The organism is Spirosoma sp., from assembly GCF_026391055.1.
Lineage (GTDB): Bacteria > Bacteroidota > Bacteroidia > Cytophagales > Spirosomataceae > Spirosoma.
Genome location: NZ_JAPLET010000026.1, coordinates 835,384 through 853,145 on the forward strand (window position 1 = coordinate 835,384; position 17,762 = coordinate 853,145).

At 48.4% G+C, this 17,762-nt stretch carries 13 protein-coding genes; 10 read left to right on the forward strand and 3 right to left on the reverse strand.

Features of this window, described 5'->3' with window-relative positions; translation table 11 throughout:
* Positions 1–66: 66 nt before the first annotated feature.
* Positions 67–420, forward strand: coding sequence for a DUF1330 domain-containing protein (locus tag NT073_RS26935; protein ID WP_297379947.1), 354 nt, complete (start codon positions 67–69; stop codon positions 418–420).
* A 406-nt stretch (positions 421–826) separates the two neighbouring features.
* Here the strand turns inward: NT073_RS26935 and NT073_RS26940 are convergent, their stop codons facing one another.
* Positions 827–1,609, reverse strand: a complete 783-nt coding sequence (locus NT073_RS26940) for an NUDIX domain-containing protein (RefSeq protein ID WP_297379950.1) — start codon at positions 1,607–1,609, stop codon at positions 827–829.
* Between the two features lie 265 nt (positions 1,610–1,874).
* Between NT073_RS26940 and NT073_RS26945 the strand changes: the two genes are divergently transcribed.
* The 5 genes from NT073_RS26945 (at position 1,875) to NT073_RS26965 (ending at position 10,624) form a co-directional block, all read left to right on the forward strand.
* The gene (locus tag NT073_RS26945) at positions 1,875–2,255 is read left to right on the forward strand and encodes a hypothetical protein (RefSeq protein WP_297379952.1); all 381 of its coding nucleotides are present in this window, start codon (positions 1,875–1,877) and stop codon (positions 2,253–2,255) included.
* 566 nt (positions 2,256–2,821) lie between these two features.
* Positions 2,822–5,953 carry a TonB-dependent receptor gene (locus tag NT073_RS26950; protein ID WP_297379954.1) on the forward strand — a complete coding sequence of 1,044 codons (3,132 nt, stop codon included), beginning with the start codon at positions 2,822–2,824 and terminating at the stop codon, positions 5,951–5,953.
* Between the two features lie 35 nt (positions 5,954–5,988).
* Positions 5,989–7,530: a RagB/SusD family nutrient uptake outer membrane protein gene (locus tag NT073_RS26955; RefSeq protein WP_297379956.1), complete on the forward strand. Its 1,542-nt coding sequence runs from the start codon at positions 5,989–5,991 to the stop codon at positions 7,528–7,530.
* Positions 7,531–7,640: 110 nt separating this feature from the next.
* The gene (locus NT073_RS26960; RefSeq protein ID WP_297379959.1) at positions 7,641–8,438 is read left to right on the forward strand and encodes a polysaccharide deacetylase family protein; all 798 of its coding nucleotides are present in this window, start codon (positions 7,641–7,643) and stop codon (positions 8,436–8,438) included.
* 8 nt (positions 8,439–8,446) lie between these two features.
* Complete coding sequence (locus tag NT073_RS26965) at positions 8,447–10,624, forward strand: glycoside hydrolase family 20 zincin-like fold domain-containing protein (RefSeq protein WP_297379961.1); 2,178 nt, start codon at positions 8,447–8,449, stop codon at positions 10,622–10,624.
* A gap of 115 nt (positions 10,625–10,739) precedes the next feature.
* Here NT073_RS26965 and NT073_RS26970 read toward each other — a convergent pair whose 3' ends face one another.
* Entirely contained in the window at positions 10,740–11,780 is a 1,041-nt protein-coding gene (locus NT073_RS26970) for a glycoside hydrolase family 43 protein (RefSeq protein WP_297379964.1), read from the reverse strand.
* A gap of 38 nt (positions 11,781–11,818) precedes the next feature.
* Positions 11,819–12,838, reverse strand: a complete 1,020-nt coding sequence (locus NT073_RS26975; RefSeq protein WP_297379966.1) for a LacI family DNA-binding transcriptional regulator — start codon at positions 12,836–12,838, stop codon at positions 11,819–11,821.
* Positions 12,839–13,371: 533 nt separating this feature from the next.
* Between NT073_RS26975 and NT073_RS26980 the strand changes: the two genes are divergently transcribed.
* From NT073_RS26980 to fsa, 4 genes are all read left to right on the forward strand, one after another.
* Positions 13,372–14,472 (forward strand): endo-1,4-beta-xylanase, encoded by a 1,101-nt coding sequence (locus NT073_RS26980; RefSeq protein WP_297379968.1) that lies wholly within the window; start codon positions 13,372–13,374, stop codon positions 14,470–14,472.
* A 205-nt stretch (positions 14,473–14,677) separates the two neighbouring features.
* Positions 14,678–15,379 (forward strand): NUDIX domain-containing protein, encoded by a 702-nt coding sequence (locus tag NT073_RS26985; protein ID WP_297379972.1) that lies wholly within the window; start codon positions 14,678–14,680, stop codon positions 15,377–15,379.
* A gap of 216 nt (positions 15,380–15,595) precedes the next feature.
* Entirely contained in the window at positions 15,596–16,927 is a 1,332-nt protein-coding gene (gene xylA / locus NT073_RS26990) for a xylose isomerase (protein ID WP_297379975.1), read from the forward strand.
* 103 nt (positions 16,928–17,030) lie between these two features.
* Entirely contained in the window at positions 17,031–17,690 is a 660-nt protein-coding gene (fsa, locus tag NT073_RS26995) for a fructose-6-phosphate aldolase (protein WP_297379978.1), read from the forward strand.
* Positions 17,691–17,762: the final 72 nt, after the last annotated feature.

Consider the following 17,762-nt stretch of genomic DNA (forward strand, 5'->3'; position numbering starts at 1 on the left):
ACTGCTCTATCCCGGCAACCTTAATTTAGGCATTAGCCAGGACAGCATGTCGTAGACAAGGTAGGCATGAAACGACGAAATTTCGTTTTCCCGGCGATAAACAAAACAACACACCTTATGCTCTATTACACACAACTCGTTTTTGTGAAGGAAGGTCAGGAAGCCATTTTTCATGCATTTGAAGATCAGGTGTTACCCCTGCTCGACCGGCACAAAGGCACGTTACTCTACCGGGTCCGCCCAGAGGCCGCTTCTGTTCTGACAACAACATTGGGACATCCTTATGAAATTCATCTGGTCAGCTTTCCGGACCGAACTGACTTTGAGTCCTATCGGGATGATCCGAATCGATTACAATATATGACATTGAAGGACCAATCTGTCGAGCGCATTATGCTTGTAGAAGGCAACCTACTGTAGCATAGCCACCGCTTTCCATGAATTGGGTAGCTTTTATGGAGAGTTGGGTAAAATGTGGGGTTGTTCAAACAGAGTTGGGTAAAATAATCACGTCTTTCCCCAAGGTAAACCAGCAACAAACAGACTAATAAGCTGTCTACCAACCACATGTAAATTCAATTCTATTCTGGCACGATTTAGGCATCAATAAACTTGGACAGATGCTTATCTTAAGTTATTCGCTGCTTTCCATTGTAGCTATACTATAGATCGATTCTCGTTTCACTCAACGTTATAATAAACTGAAAAACTTTGAAAGCCCGGTATTGAACCGGGCTTTCGCTTTATACAGGCAACTTGCCTTTTTAAACATATCGCTGGATACGAGGTGTGGTAACCAGTTCAGGTGCCAATTGAGTTTTTCTGATTAATAGGTGTGCACAATCCCCTGCCTGAGCGCAAAGTCGTAGGCTTCCTTTTCAAATTGATACAAGTACGGAGATCGGTGGGGACCAATAGACCGCTGTTCGTCCAGCTTTTTGATTAATCCGAGGGTCAGGAGCTTTTTGGAGAAGTTGCGCGGATCAAGTTCTTTCCCCAGAATGGTCTCATACAGCCGATGTATTTCGGGGAGCGTAAATTTTTCGGGAAGCAGATTGTAGCCAATCGGTTGGTGATAAATCTGCTGCCGAAGCGTTGTCAGCGCCTTTTCTACTACATCATTATGGTCGAATAACAGGTCGGGAATATTATTTACATCACACCATTGATGGGCATCGGTAAAAAAGTCGCTCGTTACGGTAACTTTCGAGTAGTCGACCAGGGCAAAATAACCAATCGACAAGGTTCGCTCGAAGAGCCAGTTACCTTCCTCAACATCAGCAGCAAGGTCAAATTTTTCGGTAAACTCACGAATACTGCGCTCGGTGAGCCGATACGGAGAATCGCCAAAAACGTAAAACTGCTGAAGAAACAAATCATCAAGGCCTGTACGCTCCCGAACAATACGATTGGCGGCCTGGCCCAGCGGCTCTCTCCGCTGAATGAAACCACCCGGTAATCCCCAGCCATTATATCCTATCCAATTCAGGAGTAAAATTTTCAGTTGCTGATCGTGATATCCAAAAATAACTGAGTCGATACTAATGTGTGGCAGGTAGTGCTGATGACCATTTTTGACAAAGTCTGTTACTTCTTCTTGCGAAATCATACAGCAAAGATAAAAAAATCTATTCCGTAAATTTTACACATTAGAATAATTGAATTATCTTTAATCCGTAAATTTTACATTTTTAAGAAAAGGTAAGATTTTACCCCGAATAATACTATACAAAGTGACTCAACTTTTTATAATAGCTTTGGGCTATTCAGTTCGATAAGAGGATATTGACCGGTAGGTATACAGTTGTCAACGACACGCGGCTTTTGATGTAAAGTACAAACCCTAAAATTTCACGTTTAAATCAAGTCTAATAATGAAAAAAGTAAGTCTATTTCTGTTCGTTTTTCTCCTCGGCGTTTGCGTAAAGGGGTATTCTCAGGCCGCTGCACCCGCAGACTTCTTCGCGGGTAAGTGGGAAATCACAATTACGGGTACGCCGGATGGCGATGCAAAAATGGTTACTAATCTGGTTCGCAAAGACGGCAAGCTAACGGGCGAAATGAAAGACCCAACGGGAAAGCGAACGGAGGTCACACCGATTACGAAAATTGAGGAAGGAACCGACAAAATGACGATTTACATTGATACGGCACAGGCAGGCGAAATCCCAATCGAACTGACTAAAGTGGACGACGACCATTTGAAAGGGCAACTAATGAGCATGTTCGATACTACTGCACTACGCGTCAAGTAGTAATAGGCGAAATTCCAATACGTATAAAAAGTCAGCGAGGGCGGTTCAATCATCCGCCCTCGCTGACTTTTTTGCTTATTGCCCTCCTTATAGGCGCCTGCCTAGCTTTATTATCTATTTCTTATTGATTATCCGGACAGCTACCCAAAAAAGCCAGTCAATCTATATCAACGTTCATTCGACAACGCGCTGAAATATAAACAAATGAACGTCATCAAATATTAATTTTCATAATCAATCACATAATTTTCATAAAACTTATGCAACCGATTGCAAATCTAAAAGATATTATGATCTTTGTATTAAGATAAGTATTAATAGTATCAATCGAGGATACCTTCTTACTGTTCAACGTTACCCTTTCTCAATAGGTGATCATAACCTTTTACCCTTTTCTACCACCCATCCTCTCCCCAGCCTATGCAAACAACCATATCCTTATAAAAAAGTCAGTGATGGGCTAACATCACTGACTTACGAACACATCCCTATTTCTCCTGCGAACACATCCGATTTCGGATGACGGGATTTTTTTGCCGTTTTCAAACCGACAAACAGTCAAATTTATGTCAAAACAACTACAGTTGCGTAGCTTACTGCGCATTTTTTTGCGCCATGGGTTCTACCAATTGGCGCTCATAGCCGCGTTCACAACAATCGCATTTACGCACAATGCGCTGGCCGATCAGCCTGTTTCCGGTACTATTCTCGATGAGAGAGGAAGTCCGCTGGTTGGGGTCAATGTTCAGATTAGAGGAACAACGCGCGGCACAGCCAGTGATGCGCGGGGCGCCTACCGGATTGATGTTCCTAACGGAAGTTCCGTTCTGGTATTCAGCTACATCGGCTATAGAAAGCGGGAAATAACGGTCGGTAATCAGTCGATCATTAATGTATCGATGGAGGCCGATGCCGGTGCGCTGGACGAGGTGGTCGTGGTTGGTTATGGTACGCAGAAGCGCTCCTCTCTGACGGGAGCCGTTTCGACCGTAACCCCTAAAGAACTTACGGCATTACCGGTACCAAACGTAGCGGCCGCCTTACAGGGTCGGGTGCCGGGGGTATCCGTTGTTAATAACGGTGGACCAGGCGCGGCCCCCATCGTACAGATCCGGGGTATTGGTTCAATCAGTTACGCATCCGGACCACTGTATGTTATTGACGGCGTACCAACCGGCGATCTCAACAGCTTCAATACCAATGATATCGAGTCGCTGGAAGTATTGAAAGATGCTAGTTCAGCGGCTATTTATGGCTCAAGGGCGTCGAACGGCGTTATCTTGATTACCACTAAAAAAGGCGGACGGGACAGCAAAATACGCATTTCCCTGGACTCGTACGTGGGTACCCAAAGTGCCTGGCGCAAGGTGGATGTGCTTGATCGTGACCAATATGTTCAATACGCCAAAGCTCTGACCTCCAATGCCGGCATTCCTGTTCCGGGTCGGCTGAATGACCTTAACCAGCCTGTTTATGCTGGTGCCACACAAACGTTTGCCCAAACCCAAACCAACTGGCAGAACGAGCTTTTCCGCAATGCGCCTATCGCTCAGCACCAGATTTCACTATCCGGCGGCAATAGTGCTTCCCGCTTCTTTGCATCGGGCAGTTATTTCAAACAGGATGGTATTATGCGGGGTACCGATTTTGAGCGGGGTTCCTTGCGGCTCAATTCCGACCATCAGGTGTATAAGTTTTTGGCCATTGGTCAAACGCTGACAGCTGCGTATAGCAACCAGCGTTCCGAACCTACGGCAGATCGGTCGCAGTTGATGCACGCTATTCGAATGATGCCTTACTGGCCAACATCTGACCCAACGAAAGTAGGTGGCTTCAGCGCGCCAACGGCACTGGATGGTTCTGACCCGGAAAACCCACTCCGTGCCCTGACGATGGACATGAGCCGGACTAAATTCCTGAAGGCCTTTGCCACCGTTTATGCGGATATTAAATTGACCAGCTACCTGAAATATCGCTTCAACTATGGTGTCGATTTAGGCTTTAGCAATGGCAGTATCTTCAACCCTATTTATAATGATGGGTATGGTCAGCGAGCTTCGGCTACGGTTTCGCAGTCACGTAACACGAACATTTCGCAGGTAATCACCAATCAATTGTCGTTTGACAAAACGTTTGGCAAACATAATCTGAGTGCGCTGGCCGTTGCCGAAACGCAAAAAGTGCTGGGTACCGGCATGAACGGCTCCGGCAACCGACCCAATAACGACCTCGACGTTATTCAGGGCGTTAGTAACCCGGCCATTACCAGCACCCGCAGCGAAATCAATCTGATTTCGTATGTAGGCCGTATCAACTACGATTATGATGGCAAGTACCTCTTAAGTGCTTCGATTCGTCGGGACGGTTCCTCGCTGTTTGCACCGGGCAATAAGTGGGGTAACTTCCCCTCGGCTTCGGTAGGCTGGCGCATCAACCAGGAGAACTTCATGAAAGGACTAGCCAATTTATCGGAACTGAAACTGCGGGCCAGCTACGGCCGAACTGGCTTCAATGGCATTAACAACTACTCGTGGCAGTCGCTGGTACAGGCTGATGCAACGGCCTATCCGTTTGGCAGCGCCAATAGCTTAGGTTCTTATTTCAACGCCCTGGGTAATACCGAGCTGAAATGGGAAACGACCGACATGGTCAACGTAGGTGTTGACGTGGGTCTGTTCAACAACAAGATCACCTTCACGGGTGAAGTGTATAACCGCTTCACCGACGGACTTATTCTGGGCGTACCCATTCCAAACTCAATTGGTTATTCTGCTGCACCCGTTGCCAACATTGGCAGTATGAAAAACTGGGGCTATGAATTCCAGGCGGGGTATAACATCGCCAAAGGTGATTTCCGGGGAAATGTGTCGGCTAACATTGGCATCACCCGTAACCGGGTACTGAGTCTGGCGACACCAACGGCCTCGATCTACGCGGGCCAAAACGCCGACTATGGTGGGTTCGATATTACCAAAACCGAAGTTGGTCAGCCAATTCAGTCGTTCTATGGCTGGCAGGTAGATGGCATTTTCCAGAATCAATCGGAGATCAATACGGCTAACGGCATCGATGGAAACGACAAGACGCTTTATCAGGACAAAGCGGCTCCCGGCGATATCCGGTTTAAAGACATCAACGGTGATGGTAAAATTGACGCCAACGACCGGACCTATCTGGGCAGCTACCTGCCGAAATTCAATTACGGTGCCAATTTCAGCGGTACGTACAAGAACTTCGACTTTACGCTGTACATCCAGGGCGTTCAGGGGAACAAAATCTACAACGGCACGAAAGTCGTTACGCAGGGGATGCTTCGCCTGTTCAATGCCGGCACCGACGTGCTGAACGCCTGGACACCAACCAACACCAATACCAACATTCCGCGTGCCGTGAGTGGTGACCCGAACAACAACAGCCGTACATCGGACCGCTTTATTGAAGATGGTTCTTACCTGCGTCTTAAAAACCTGACCATTGGTTATTCAATTCCGGGTACTGTCCTCAGCAGCCTCACGAAGGGTACGGTTAGTAAAGTTCGGGTGTACGTATCGACTCAGAACCTGTTGACATTCACCAAATACACCGGCTACGATCCGGAAGTTGGTTCGCGCAATGGCACACTGCTGCGAAACGGTATCGACTATGCGATTTACCCACAGGCCCGTACATTAATGGCTGGCCTTCAGCTTACGTTCTAATTGGTTTTTCACCAACTAAAAATCTTATTCTTACCATGAAAAAACAGTATCTCATAATTGGTGCGCTGGTTATTGGCGTCGCCATTGGGTGTGATGATAAGCGATTGGACCAGCTTAACCCGAATGCAGTAACAACTGATAGTTACTTCAGAACGGATGTTCAGATACGCAGTGCCGTCAATGGCGTCTATGCAGCGCTTCAGTCGACTAACCTGGTTGCACGGGAATGGTTTTTTACTCAGGATCTTCGTTCTGACGATGTGTCGGCTGGCGGTGGGCAACTCGAAACGCCCCGCAATCAGTTACTGACAGGCGTTCACGACACCGGCAACTCGCTGGTAAGCTCCGTCTGGACGGGTGCTTACCGGGTTATTCACCGCGCCAATGTAGTTATTGACAAAGCGGCTGCCTCTGCCTCTACTCTGACGGCCAGCGTATCCAATCAGGCAGTGGGCGAATCGAAGTTCCTGCGGGCCTGGTCTTACTTTGAACTGGTTAGTTTGTGGGGCGGTGTACCGCTGTACAAAACCTACGTTACCTCGCTGGCCGCTTCGGCCCCCCGATCGTCAGAAGCGGATGTCTATGCGTTTATCATCGCTGACCTGAAAGCGGCTCAGGAAGCTCTTCCGGTAACTTACGATGCTGCCAATCAGGGCCGGGCAACAAAAGGAGCTGCCCAAATGCTGCTGGCACGCGTTTATATGCAACAGGGTGACTACGCCAACGCCAAAACGGAACTTCAAAAATTAATCAGCTCAGGAACCTACCGATTGGTTGATGAGTATTCCGATAATTTTATTGAAGAAACAGAATTCAACAAGGAGTCGATCTGGGAGGTTAACTTCCTGCCATCGGGTGGTTCCTTTAACTGGAATGGCGATGCCGATGGCGCTTCGGCTGGAGAAGAAACCGTTCGGACCCAGGAGTATTCGGGTATTGGCTGGCGCAACATTATCCCATCCAACAGCCTGCTGGCCGAGTTTGAAAAAACGAGTAAAGGTGATGCCAAGACCGACCCCCGTTACGCGAAGTCGGTGTATACCACGGGCGACAAATACAACAATGACCAGAGCGTGCTGACCGATGGTCAGCAAAATGGCTTTGGGTCGATTGTTGACGGTAAAGAAGTAAAAATCAGCTGGCGGAAGTTTACCCTGATGTATAAAAACGGGGTTTCGACAACGGGCGGCATCAACCAGCGTATCATGCGCTACGCTGAAACGCTGCTGGCCATGGCCGAGTGCGAAAACGAGGCAGGCAATACGGCGAGTGCAATAAGCTACCTCAACATGGTTCGGGCGCGGCCGAGTGTAGCCATGCCTGCTTACCCAACGGCTAACTACCCCGTTTCGACAAAAGATCAGGTGTTAGCGGCTATTATACACGAGCGCCGGATTGAACTGAACGGCGAAGAAATTCGCAACCGGGACATTCTGCGCTGGCGCAAGCAGGGCAAGCTGAAAACAGAGCCGCTCGCTTATTTCCAGAAAGGCAAACATGAATTGCTGCCCATTCCCCAGCAGGAAATTGACAACAACCCCAACGTTGGTCTGAAAGGCCAAAACCCTGGTTATTAATCCGATCACATTCGATAATCAATACCCAATGACACCGGACTAGTCCGGTGTCATTGCTGTAATATGGTTATTGGTGATTAGTTATTGGTTAATGGTTATTTTTGACTCTTATGAAAAAAGCAATCTTACTCAGCCTACTAACCTTAATTTGCACGCTGACATTCGCACAGAACGCTACTGTCTGGAATGGAAAAAAATGTGCCGTTGTCCTTACGTACGATGACGCGCTGGATGTGCATCTGAATAACGTTATTCCAGTACTCGATTCAGCCGGGCTGAAAGGCACCTTCTATCTGTCAGGCTATTTTCCCGGCTTTGTTACTAATATAGCTCGGTGGAAATCAGCGGCTGTGAACGGTCATGAGTTAGCCAACCATACTTTGTTTCACCCATGTATTGGTAATACACCAGGGCGCGAGTGGGTAAAGCCCGAAATGGACATGAGCAAGTACACCGTTCAGCGGATGACCGATGAAATGAGAATGACCAACGTTCTGCTCAAAACCCTCGACGGCCAGTCGACCCGCACCTTTGCCTACCCTTGTGGCGACACGAAAATCGGGGGCGTTGATTATTATAAAACGGCAGAAAATGATTTTGTCGCTGCCCGAGGGACAAAAAGTGAGATGAAGAAAATTACCGACCTAAACTTCGCCGAGATCGGTTCGTACGCCATTAATGGTGAATCGGGCGAGCAGCTGATTGCGCTGGTGAAGCAGGCACAGGCTACTAATTCGGTACTGGTCTTTCTATTTCACGGCGTTGGTGGAGGTCATTCGCTGAATGTCGCACTTCCCGAGCACAATAAACTGGTGCGCTATCTGAAACAGAATCAATCAGACATCTGGGTAGCGCCCTTCATTGACGTGGTTCAGTATGCAAAGGCGCACCAATTGAAGCAGAAATAGTATTGCTGATGAGAAATAAGCTCGCTACTATTCTATTTGTGCTCGTCGGCCTGGGTTCCAGCCTTAGCGCCCAGCGTGTGGTTGTTCGGCAGACTGAGTCCTCTCCACAAAGTAAGTACGCGGCAGGACAACTGACAAAAGCACTTATCACCCGGCACTACACTACCGGAAGCAAAGCTGGCAAAGCTGACTTTGTCATACATCTGGCCCCCAACCGTCAGCAACTAGGCAGCGAAGCGTATTCCATCAGTCGGCAGGGTAAGCAACTGACTATTACGGGTGGCGATGCCCGGGGGCTTATTTATGGCAGCCTGTCGGTGGCAGAAGACCTACTTAACGGGCTTTCCCTGTCGGCAATTAACGCCCGAACGGAAAAGCCTCATTTGCCGCTGCGCGCCATCAAATTCGATTTACCCTGGGACACATACCGGCATAGCGACGCTCTCGATCTGCACTACGAAACCTGCCGGGATACGCTCTATTGGAAAGCGTTTCTGGATATGATGGTTGCCAATCGGTTCAATGCCCTGAGTTTATGGAACCTGCATCCCTACACGTACATGATCAGGCCCACGAACTTCCCCGCAGCAACGCCCTTCAATGACCAGCAGCTGGCTCAATGGCAATCTTTGTTCCATGCGATTTTCCGAATGGCCAAGGAGCGGGCGATTGATACATATCTGGTTCCTTTTAATATCTTCACCAGTCCCGAATTCTCGAAAGCCTATAACGTTAACCCCAAACTGAATAACCTGACGCATTTTCACTTCATCGATGGCGACACATCGGCAATCGTTAAACGCTACACGCAGGAGTGCGTAACGCAGGTGCTTCAGGAATACCCTGACCTCACCGGCTTTGGCCTGACGCTGGGCGAAGCTATGGGCGGTATGAGTCCTCAACAGCGCGAAGACTGGATGAAGGCAACCATCATTGACGGCATGCGGCAGGCTGGGCGAAAAACGAAACTCATCCATCGAATTCCGTTTTCCAGTACAACCGGCTCGCTGGGGGTTACCAGTATCGAAACCGAGAAACTAACCCGGAAGTCTATCGAAAGCGAAGGAGCGCTGGACTTTATAGAAGGGCCAATCTGGGCCGATTTGAAGTACAATTGGTCGCACGCGCACTCTACTCCTACCCTGGTGAAAGTACACGGCGGCAAGCTGTACGACACGTATTTTAAACCAGACCCGACGGCCTACAAAATTACCTGGACGGTTCGTAACGAAGATTTCTTTTGCCTGCGGTGGGGCGTTCCTGATTTTGTCAGGGCGCATATTGCCGACAATAATCAGTCATATGTGGGTGGCTATTTTCTGGGGTCGGAGACTTACATTCCGGCGAAAGACTATTTCACAAAATCCGGCGGACCAGTTAACTGGAAATATGCTTTTGAGCGGCAGTGGCTATTTTACAAACTGTGGGGCCGTCTGCTGTATAACCCTGCCACGCCCGATGCCATTTTTAAAGCCGAATTTGTTCGTCGTTACGGTGCCCCGGCAACTCCCTTGCTGGAAGCTTACGCACTGGCATCGGCTACGCCCCTGCGTCTGGCATCTGCCTTTGATTTCACCTGGGATTTTTCGTTGTACAGTGAGGGCATGATGGGGTTCGACACGCAGAAGAATGTAGCCTATATTTCGGTCAATCAACAGATCACGCAGCCTACACTGGACCCAAATTACGTGTCGGTTAGTGCGTATGTAAAAACGATGGAGACCGGCGGTTCGTTTAGCCCCGAAAAGATTACACCCCCCATCTTAGCCCGAATGCTGGAAACCGATTGCAGAAAAGCCCTACAACTCGTGCGGTCGATCAACGTCAAGGCAAACCGTTCGCTGCTTTATGAAGTTTCCGATGTGCAGGTTTGGGCTAATCTGGGGCTGCATCTGGCCGAAAAGTTACAAGCAGCCGTTGCCCTGCAAACGTACCGCGCCACGGGGCAGGAAGCCCGGAAACAGGCGGCCGTTCAGCACCTGAAGTCAGCTCTGCGCTATTGGGATACGGTCATAGCCATTACCAGACCTTTGTACAACGACATGCCGCTGGTACACCTGACCGAACAGAAAGGGCATACCTGGGAGGAAAACAATAAACTCCGCTTCCATTGGGAGAAGCTTCGCCCCGACGTGGCCAAAGACGTTGAAATGGCGGAAAAAGCAAAACCGGATGCGGAAAAGTGACGACTATTGACTGTAGTCTGCAACTAGGTTTGGTTTTTAAAAAACCCACTCCACAAGAAAAACAAAAGCTCCTTCAGGCATGGAGGAGCTTTTGTTTTGTAACGAATGTCAGTCTTTATGGCGTGATCATTTCGATTGATCCATCAGGCTTACGCATTAGTTCGCGAACCTTGATATTCCGTAGATGCGTTTTGCCCGACAACTCAACGTCGTGGTAGAAGATGTACCACTTTCCTTTAAATTCAACAATGGAATGGTGCGTTGTCCAGCCTGTAACAGGCTTCATGAACGTACCCTGATACGTAAAGGGGCCATAAGGTGAGTTACTGGTAGCATAGGCCAGAAAATGCGTATCGCCGGTTGAGTACGAGAAGTAATATTTTCCCTTGTACTTATGCATCCAGGCACCTTCAAAGAAACGCCGGTCATGGTCGCCCGCCAGCAGCGGCTTGCCATTCTTGTCGATAAGTTGAACATCCTTAACCGACTCGTCGAAGGTGAGCATGTTCTTATTCATCCGAACCACTTTAGCACTCAGGGCAGGCTCGTTATCTTTCCCCAAATCAGTCTTCAGCGCTTTATTATACTTGCCAGTTGCCCAGCGCTGCAGCTGACCTCCCCAGATACCGCCAAAATACATATAGGTTGTACCGTCTGTATCCGTAAAAACTGCCGGGTCGATACTGAAACTACCTGGTATGGGAGCAGGTTGGGCTTTAAACGGGCCCGTCGGCGATTTGCTGGTTGCCACCCCCATGCGAAACACATCTTTCTTATCCTTTACCGGGAAGTACAGGTAGTAGGTTCCGTTTTTGTAAGCGGCATCGGGGGCCCACATCTGCCGACCCGCCCAGGGAACATTCTTAATGTCCAGCGCCACGCCATGATCGGTTACCTTACCGTTGATGTTATCCATCGAATAAACGTGGTAGTCGCGCATGTTAAAGTGCCCGCCCTCGTCATCTTCCGGCACATTAGCCTCGATATCGTGCGATGGATAAATGTAGATCTTTCCGTTAAATACGTGCGCCGACGGGTCAGCCGTGTAGAGATCCGTAACCAGCGGTTTGGGTTTTGTAGTCTGGCAGATGCCATTGCTGATGCCAACGCTGATCAGCGCTACGGCAACAAGGGTACTTTTAGTTGAGGTAAACATAGAAAACAGGTTATTTAAAAGAGGCCCGTCAGGACGTATCAGGCTCGCCGGGAAGACTCCCGAACGATTAATTCGTAGTTTAATAAGATTGTATTTGTGGTACTGATGCGCAATTGGCCTTTCAGGTGATTTATTAAGCTCTGGGCAGCGATCTCGCCCATTTCCTGACCAGGGTAGTGAATAGTTGTCAGGTTGGGCTCCACTAACTGCGCAATGGGGTCATCGTTGAAACCAACGACCGCAATGTCACCAGGTATCGAAAAGCCGTTTCGTCTTAATCCCCCCATGCAACTGGCTGCGCACAAATCGCTCGCAACAAAAAGACCGTCGGGTGGCGAGTCCATGTTCGCAATATGATTGGCTACGTCAAGGCCATCCTGCCGGGTAAAGTTTGTTACCCTGATAAGTTCGTCCAGAACGGGCAGATCATGCTCAAGTAGTGCCATTTTATATCCTTTGAGCCGATCTACGTAAACGTTTCGCTTGATGCTGCCGGTTACGTGCATGATCCGTCGGCAACCCTGCTCAATCAGATGGGTAGTGGCTTCGTAACCTGCCTTCAGGTTATCGATAACGATGTTGGTGCAGTTTTTCTGCGGCATCACCCGATCAAATAGAATCATGGGAATACCTTTGCGAAAAAACGTACTGAAATGCTCCAGATTCTCAGTATCTGATGCCAACGACACAAGCAGCCCATCTACCCGACTGTTGAACATGGTTTTCGCGTTGGCCATTTCCTTCCGGGTCGACTCGAGCGACTGACTGATAATCAGGTTATAACTGGCTTCATTAGCCACTTTCTCCATCCCGGAGAGTACGGTCGACATAAAGGCGCTATCCAGCCTGGGGACAATAACACCAATCGTTTTTGTTTGCTGACGCCGAAGGTTACTGGCAAACGTATTTGAGCGATACCCCATCTCCAGTGCTTTACTACTGATCAACTGCTTTGTGTTGCTATTAATAGCGGGATGGTCATTCAACGCTCTACTTACAGTGGCAGGAGACAGATTTAGTAACCTGGCTATATCATAAATCGTCGTTTCTTTCTCCATAAGCGGGGTACGGTGGGTATAAGTGTGAGGAACTACGCAGCCTGGGTGTAGACGATACTCACGTTTATGCAATCGATTGAAGCCTACTTAAAGCGCCTTAATAAAAGCAAACCAGGCAGCTTAAATACAGCCAATTATACTATAATTCTTCGATTTTTTCGTAAACGCAGGCCTAGAACACGCACGGTAACTCCGTCAACCGGTAAGCTATAACTCCTGATGCTACGTTAATTACGCTGTGAAGCAGTTGGTAAGAGCCCAGAAAGGCTCCCTGAGACTGTCAATCGGAATGTAAATCTATATTTTTTTCTTAAAAAGGTTGTGCAATCGGTTGCAATTATAAAAATTAACAGGAACTTTATACTGAAAATAAGACAACAAGCGGGTAGTTTAGCGGACTACCCTTTATACTATCATCTCCCTTTATCATAGGTTTACTAGTACACCCTCCCGCTGCTTGGCGGGAGGCTTGTTTTTAACCGGATACAGGGGAAATTTAAGTGCGCCCAAGTACACATTCTTCAAATGACCGTATGAAAAAACTACTTTATCTGAAAAACCAGATTAGATATACACTGCTACTGGGTAGTATAGGGCTGCTCGGCATGGGCCTTAATCCGGAACCAACTGCCGAGCCAACCCTAAAAGATGCGTACAAAAAGTACTTCCCCATCGGTGTAGCCGTAGCACCGCGCAACCTGACAGGGCCGGAAGCGGAGCTAATTATCCAGCAATTCAACAGTGTTACGCCCGAAAATGCCATGAAAATGGGGCCTATTCACCCCGAAGAAAATCGGTATTTCTGGAAAGATGCCGATGCCATTGTCGACTTTGCCCAGAAAAATGGCATCAAAGTACGTGGGCACAATCTATGCTGGCACAGCCAGGCGCCCCGCTGGTTTTTCACAGACTCGCTGGGTAAGCAGGTAAGCAAAGAGCTACTTCTGAATCGGATGAAACGACACATCACCGATGTCGTTACCCGGTACAAAGGGAAAATATACGCCTGGGATGTAGTTAACGAAGCCGTACCCGACACCGGTACGGGTGTGTATCGAAAATCGAAATTCTACGAGATCTTAGGGGACGAGTACATCGAGAAGGCCTTCGAATACGCGCACCAGGCCGACCCGGATGCCCGTTTGTACTACAACGACTACAATACCGAGAATGCAACAAAGCGAACTAAAATCTATCAGTTAGTCAAGAAGCTGACCAGTAAAGGGGTTCCCATTCACGGCGTTGGTTTACAGGGGCACTGGTCCATCTATGAACCGACCATTCAGGAGTTGGAAACGTCTATCAAGCAGTTTGCCAGTCTTGGATTAGCCGTTCAGGTCACAGAACTTGATGTATCCGTTTATCCAAAAGAGCACGAACGCCGGGAGAAAAGACCGACAGACACCAGCGAGTTTACGCCCGAAATGAACGAAAAGCAGGCCGCTCATTACAAGATGCTGTTCGATGTATTTCGAAAACACAGAAAGACGATCACGAACGTTACTTTCTGGAATGTATCCGACAAAACATCATGGCTCGATAACTTTCCGGTTCCGGGACGCAAAGATTACCCCTTGCTATTCGACCAGAATTACCAGCCTAAGAAAGCCTTTTGGAGCGTCGTTAAATTCTAAGCTACCCTTCTACGAAACGTCCGGGGATGTTGGAAAATAGCAGGTCGCTGTCCTATAACTCTGGACGTTTAAGCAGAAAGTCGATCGGGCAAACTGGTCAGATTGCCGGCATGGGGCGAAAATCAGTTACCCAATTAACGAACAAAGAGTCTGAATTACGTAGCTTGCAGGCGATTCTATCATCGTATTTTGCAGGCAGTTGTCAATGGTTGAACAGTACAAACAACAGCAGCCGTATCTGCTGGCTTTGGATTCCATCATTTTTGGTTTTGATGGAGAGAGTTTAAAAGTATTGCTGGTTAAACGGGGTCTTGAGGCACAGACCTGGTCATTGATGGGCGGATGGCTTCAGCCTAACGAAAGTCTGGAGCAGGCAGCGGCCCGGATTCTGTTTGACCTGACCGGCCTCACCAACGTGTATCTGGAACAGTTGTACGCCTTTGGCGAACCTCACCGCGACCCTATTGTCCGAACCATTTCAGTCGCTTACTTTTCGCTGGTTAAAGTAGCGGATTATGAGTCTAAGATTTCCGAGCGCTTTCAGGCTCGCTGGTTCTCCATTTATGATCTGCCGCCTTTGCTCTTCGACCATGGCGACATGGTAGACCTGGCCATCAAACGGTTACGGTATAAAGCGGCCCAACACCCCATTGGGTTCGAGTTATTGCCCGAGAAGTTTACCCTCCCCCAACTCAAGAAGTTGTACGATGCGATCTACAACACAGACTTCGACAAGCGGAACTTCAGCAGAAAGATCCTGTCCACGAATCTGCTCATCAAATTAAACGAGAAACAGAAAGGCTTTTCGAAAAAAGGGGCCTTCTATTATCAGGTCGATTTAGTTAAATACCAACAGCTTACCTTCTCCTTCCTGAACTTTATCCCAAATTCGGAGACCATCGTATAATTGGTTGATGGGTATTGGTTATTGCGTTAGCAGGTCACTTATGAGCATCCAGCGTGTTGCTCGCAGGGAAGCATTCGTTAACTATTGACTTAACAACCAGCAACCATTAACCCATCAATTTCTATTGAAAAAAATAGTAGGTGTCAACTTGACATTTAAAAAATAACTGTCAACTTTACACTTCTAAAAAAGAAGTGATAATTTATCTCTCAACTCATGTCGACGATCACGCTGGGTAACCAGGAATTCTTCCCCGGTATTGGTGCCATCGCTTATGAAGGCCCTACCTCAAAAAATCCTCTTTCATTCAAATGGTACAATCCGGATTTGGTTATTGGCGGAAAAACCCTGCGCGAGCAGTTACGCTTTGCCATTAGCTACTGGCATACATTTACCGGAACCGGTGGTGACCCCTTTGGCCCTGGCACGCGTGTTTTTGCCTGGGATCAGGATAACGATGCTGTTGTTCGGGCTAAATTGAAGATGGATGCCGCCTTTGAATTCATCACCAAAATAGGAGCACCTTATTATTGCTTTCACGATGTTGATCTGGTGGATGAAGCGCCTACGGCAGCCGAATACGAGAAACGGCTGCAGGCCATTGTCGAGTATGGGCAGCAGAAGCAGAAAGATAGTGGCGTAAAGCTGCTGTGGGGAACGGCCAACGTATTCTCCAACCCCCGCTATATGAACGGAGCATCGACCAATCCCGACTTTGCGGTGCTGGCCTACGCGGGCACTCAAGTGAAAAATTCAATCGACGCAACGATTGCACTGGGTGGCGAAAACTACGTATTCTGGGGCGGTCGCGAAGGGTATATGTCGCTTCTCAATACCAACATGAAGCGCGAAGTGGAGCACCTGGCGAAGTTCCTGACCATGGCCCGCGATTATGCCCGTAAGCAAGGCTTCAAAGGTACGTTCTTCATTGAGCCAAAGCCTATGGAGCCCACCAAGCACCAGTACGATTACGATGCTGCCACCGTTATTGGTTTCCTGCGCCAGTATGGTCTGGACAAAGATTTTCAATTAAACATTGAAGTAAACCACGCGACACTGGCGGGCCATACGTTCGATCATGAATTACAGGTGGCCGCTGACGCGGGTATGCTGGGCAGTATCGACGCCAACCGGGGCGACTATCAGAATGGCTGGGATACCGACCAGTTTCCGATCAATCTATATGAACTGGTCGAAGCGGCCCTGGTAATTCACCAGGCAGGCGGCATTAAGCCCGGCGGCATTAACTTCGACGCCAAAGTACGGCGTAACTCAACAGATCTCGAAGACCTGTTCGTAGCACACATTAGCGGCATGGATGCCTTTGCCCGCTCGTTTATCGTAGCCGATAACATCCTGAAAGACTCTGATTACCTAAAATTCCGCAGCGAGCGCTATGCCTCGTTCGACGGCGGACAGGGTAAAGCGTTTGAAGAAGGTAAATTAACGCTCGAAGACCTCCGCAATTATACTATGCAGAATGGCGAACCACAGCTCCGCAGCGGTAAGCAGGAATGGCTCGAAAGCATTATCAATCAGTATATCTAAGTATAATTCCACTCGATTCTGACTGCTATGTGTACCCCTTCCAACGGGCAGATAGCAGTCAGATCAGTATACTCTTCCACCCTGACTCCTAGCGGTATAAACCATGAAATTTTTCATCGATACGGCTAATCTGGCCGAAATTCAGGAAGCTGTCGAATTAGGCGTGCTCGACGGTGTGACGACAAACCCCTCTTTAATGGCCAAAGAGGGCATTAAAGGGCAGGACCGTGTCCTGAAACACTATGTGGACATCTGTAAACTGGTGGACGGCCCCATTTCGGCCGAAGTAATTGCGACGGACTTTGAGGGAATGGTAAGGGAGGGCGAAGTATTAGCCGATTTACATCCCAATATTATCGTAAAAATTCCTATGATTGAAGACGGCATCAAAGCCATCAAATACTTCAGTCAGAAAGAGATACAAACCAATTGTACGCTGGTTTTCTCGGCAGGGCAGGCCTTATTGGCAGCCAAGGCAGGCGCTACCTATGTCTCGCCGTTCGTAGGTCGCCTGGACGATATATCGACGGATGGTCTGGCGCTGATTGAACAGATTCGGACTATTTACAGAAATTACTACAATTTCGACACGCAGATTCTGGCAGCCTCCGTTCGGCATCCGATGCATATTGTTAAATGCGCCGAGATTGGAGCTGATGTCATTACCGGGCCGCTTAGCGCCATTAAAGCACTCCTGAAACATCCGCTGACTGATAGCGGCCTTGCAAAATTTCTGAGCGACTACCAGAAAGCTACGGTCTAGCCCATCACGTTACCGATTCATCCTTGGCGACTACGCGCAACGGGACTTGCACGACTGCTTTTTAAACTCATC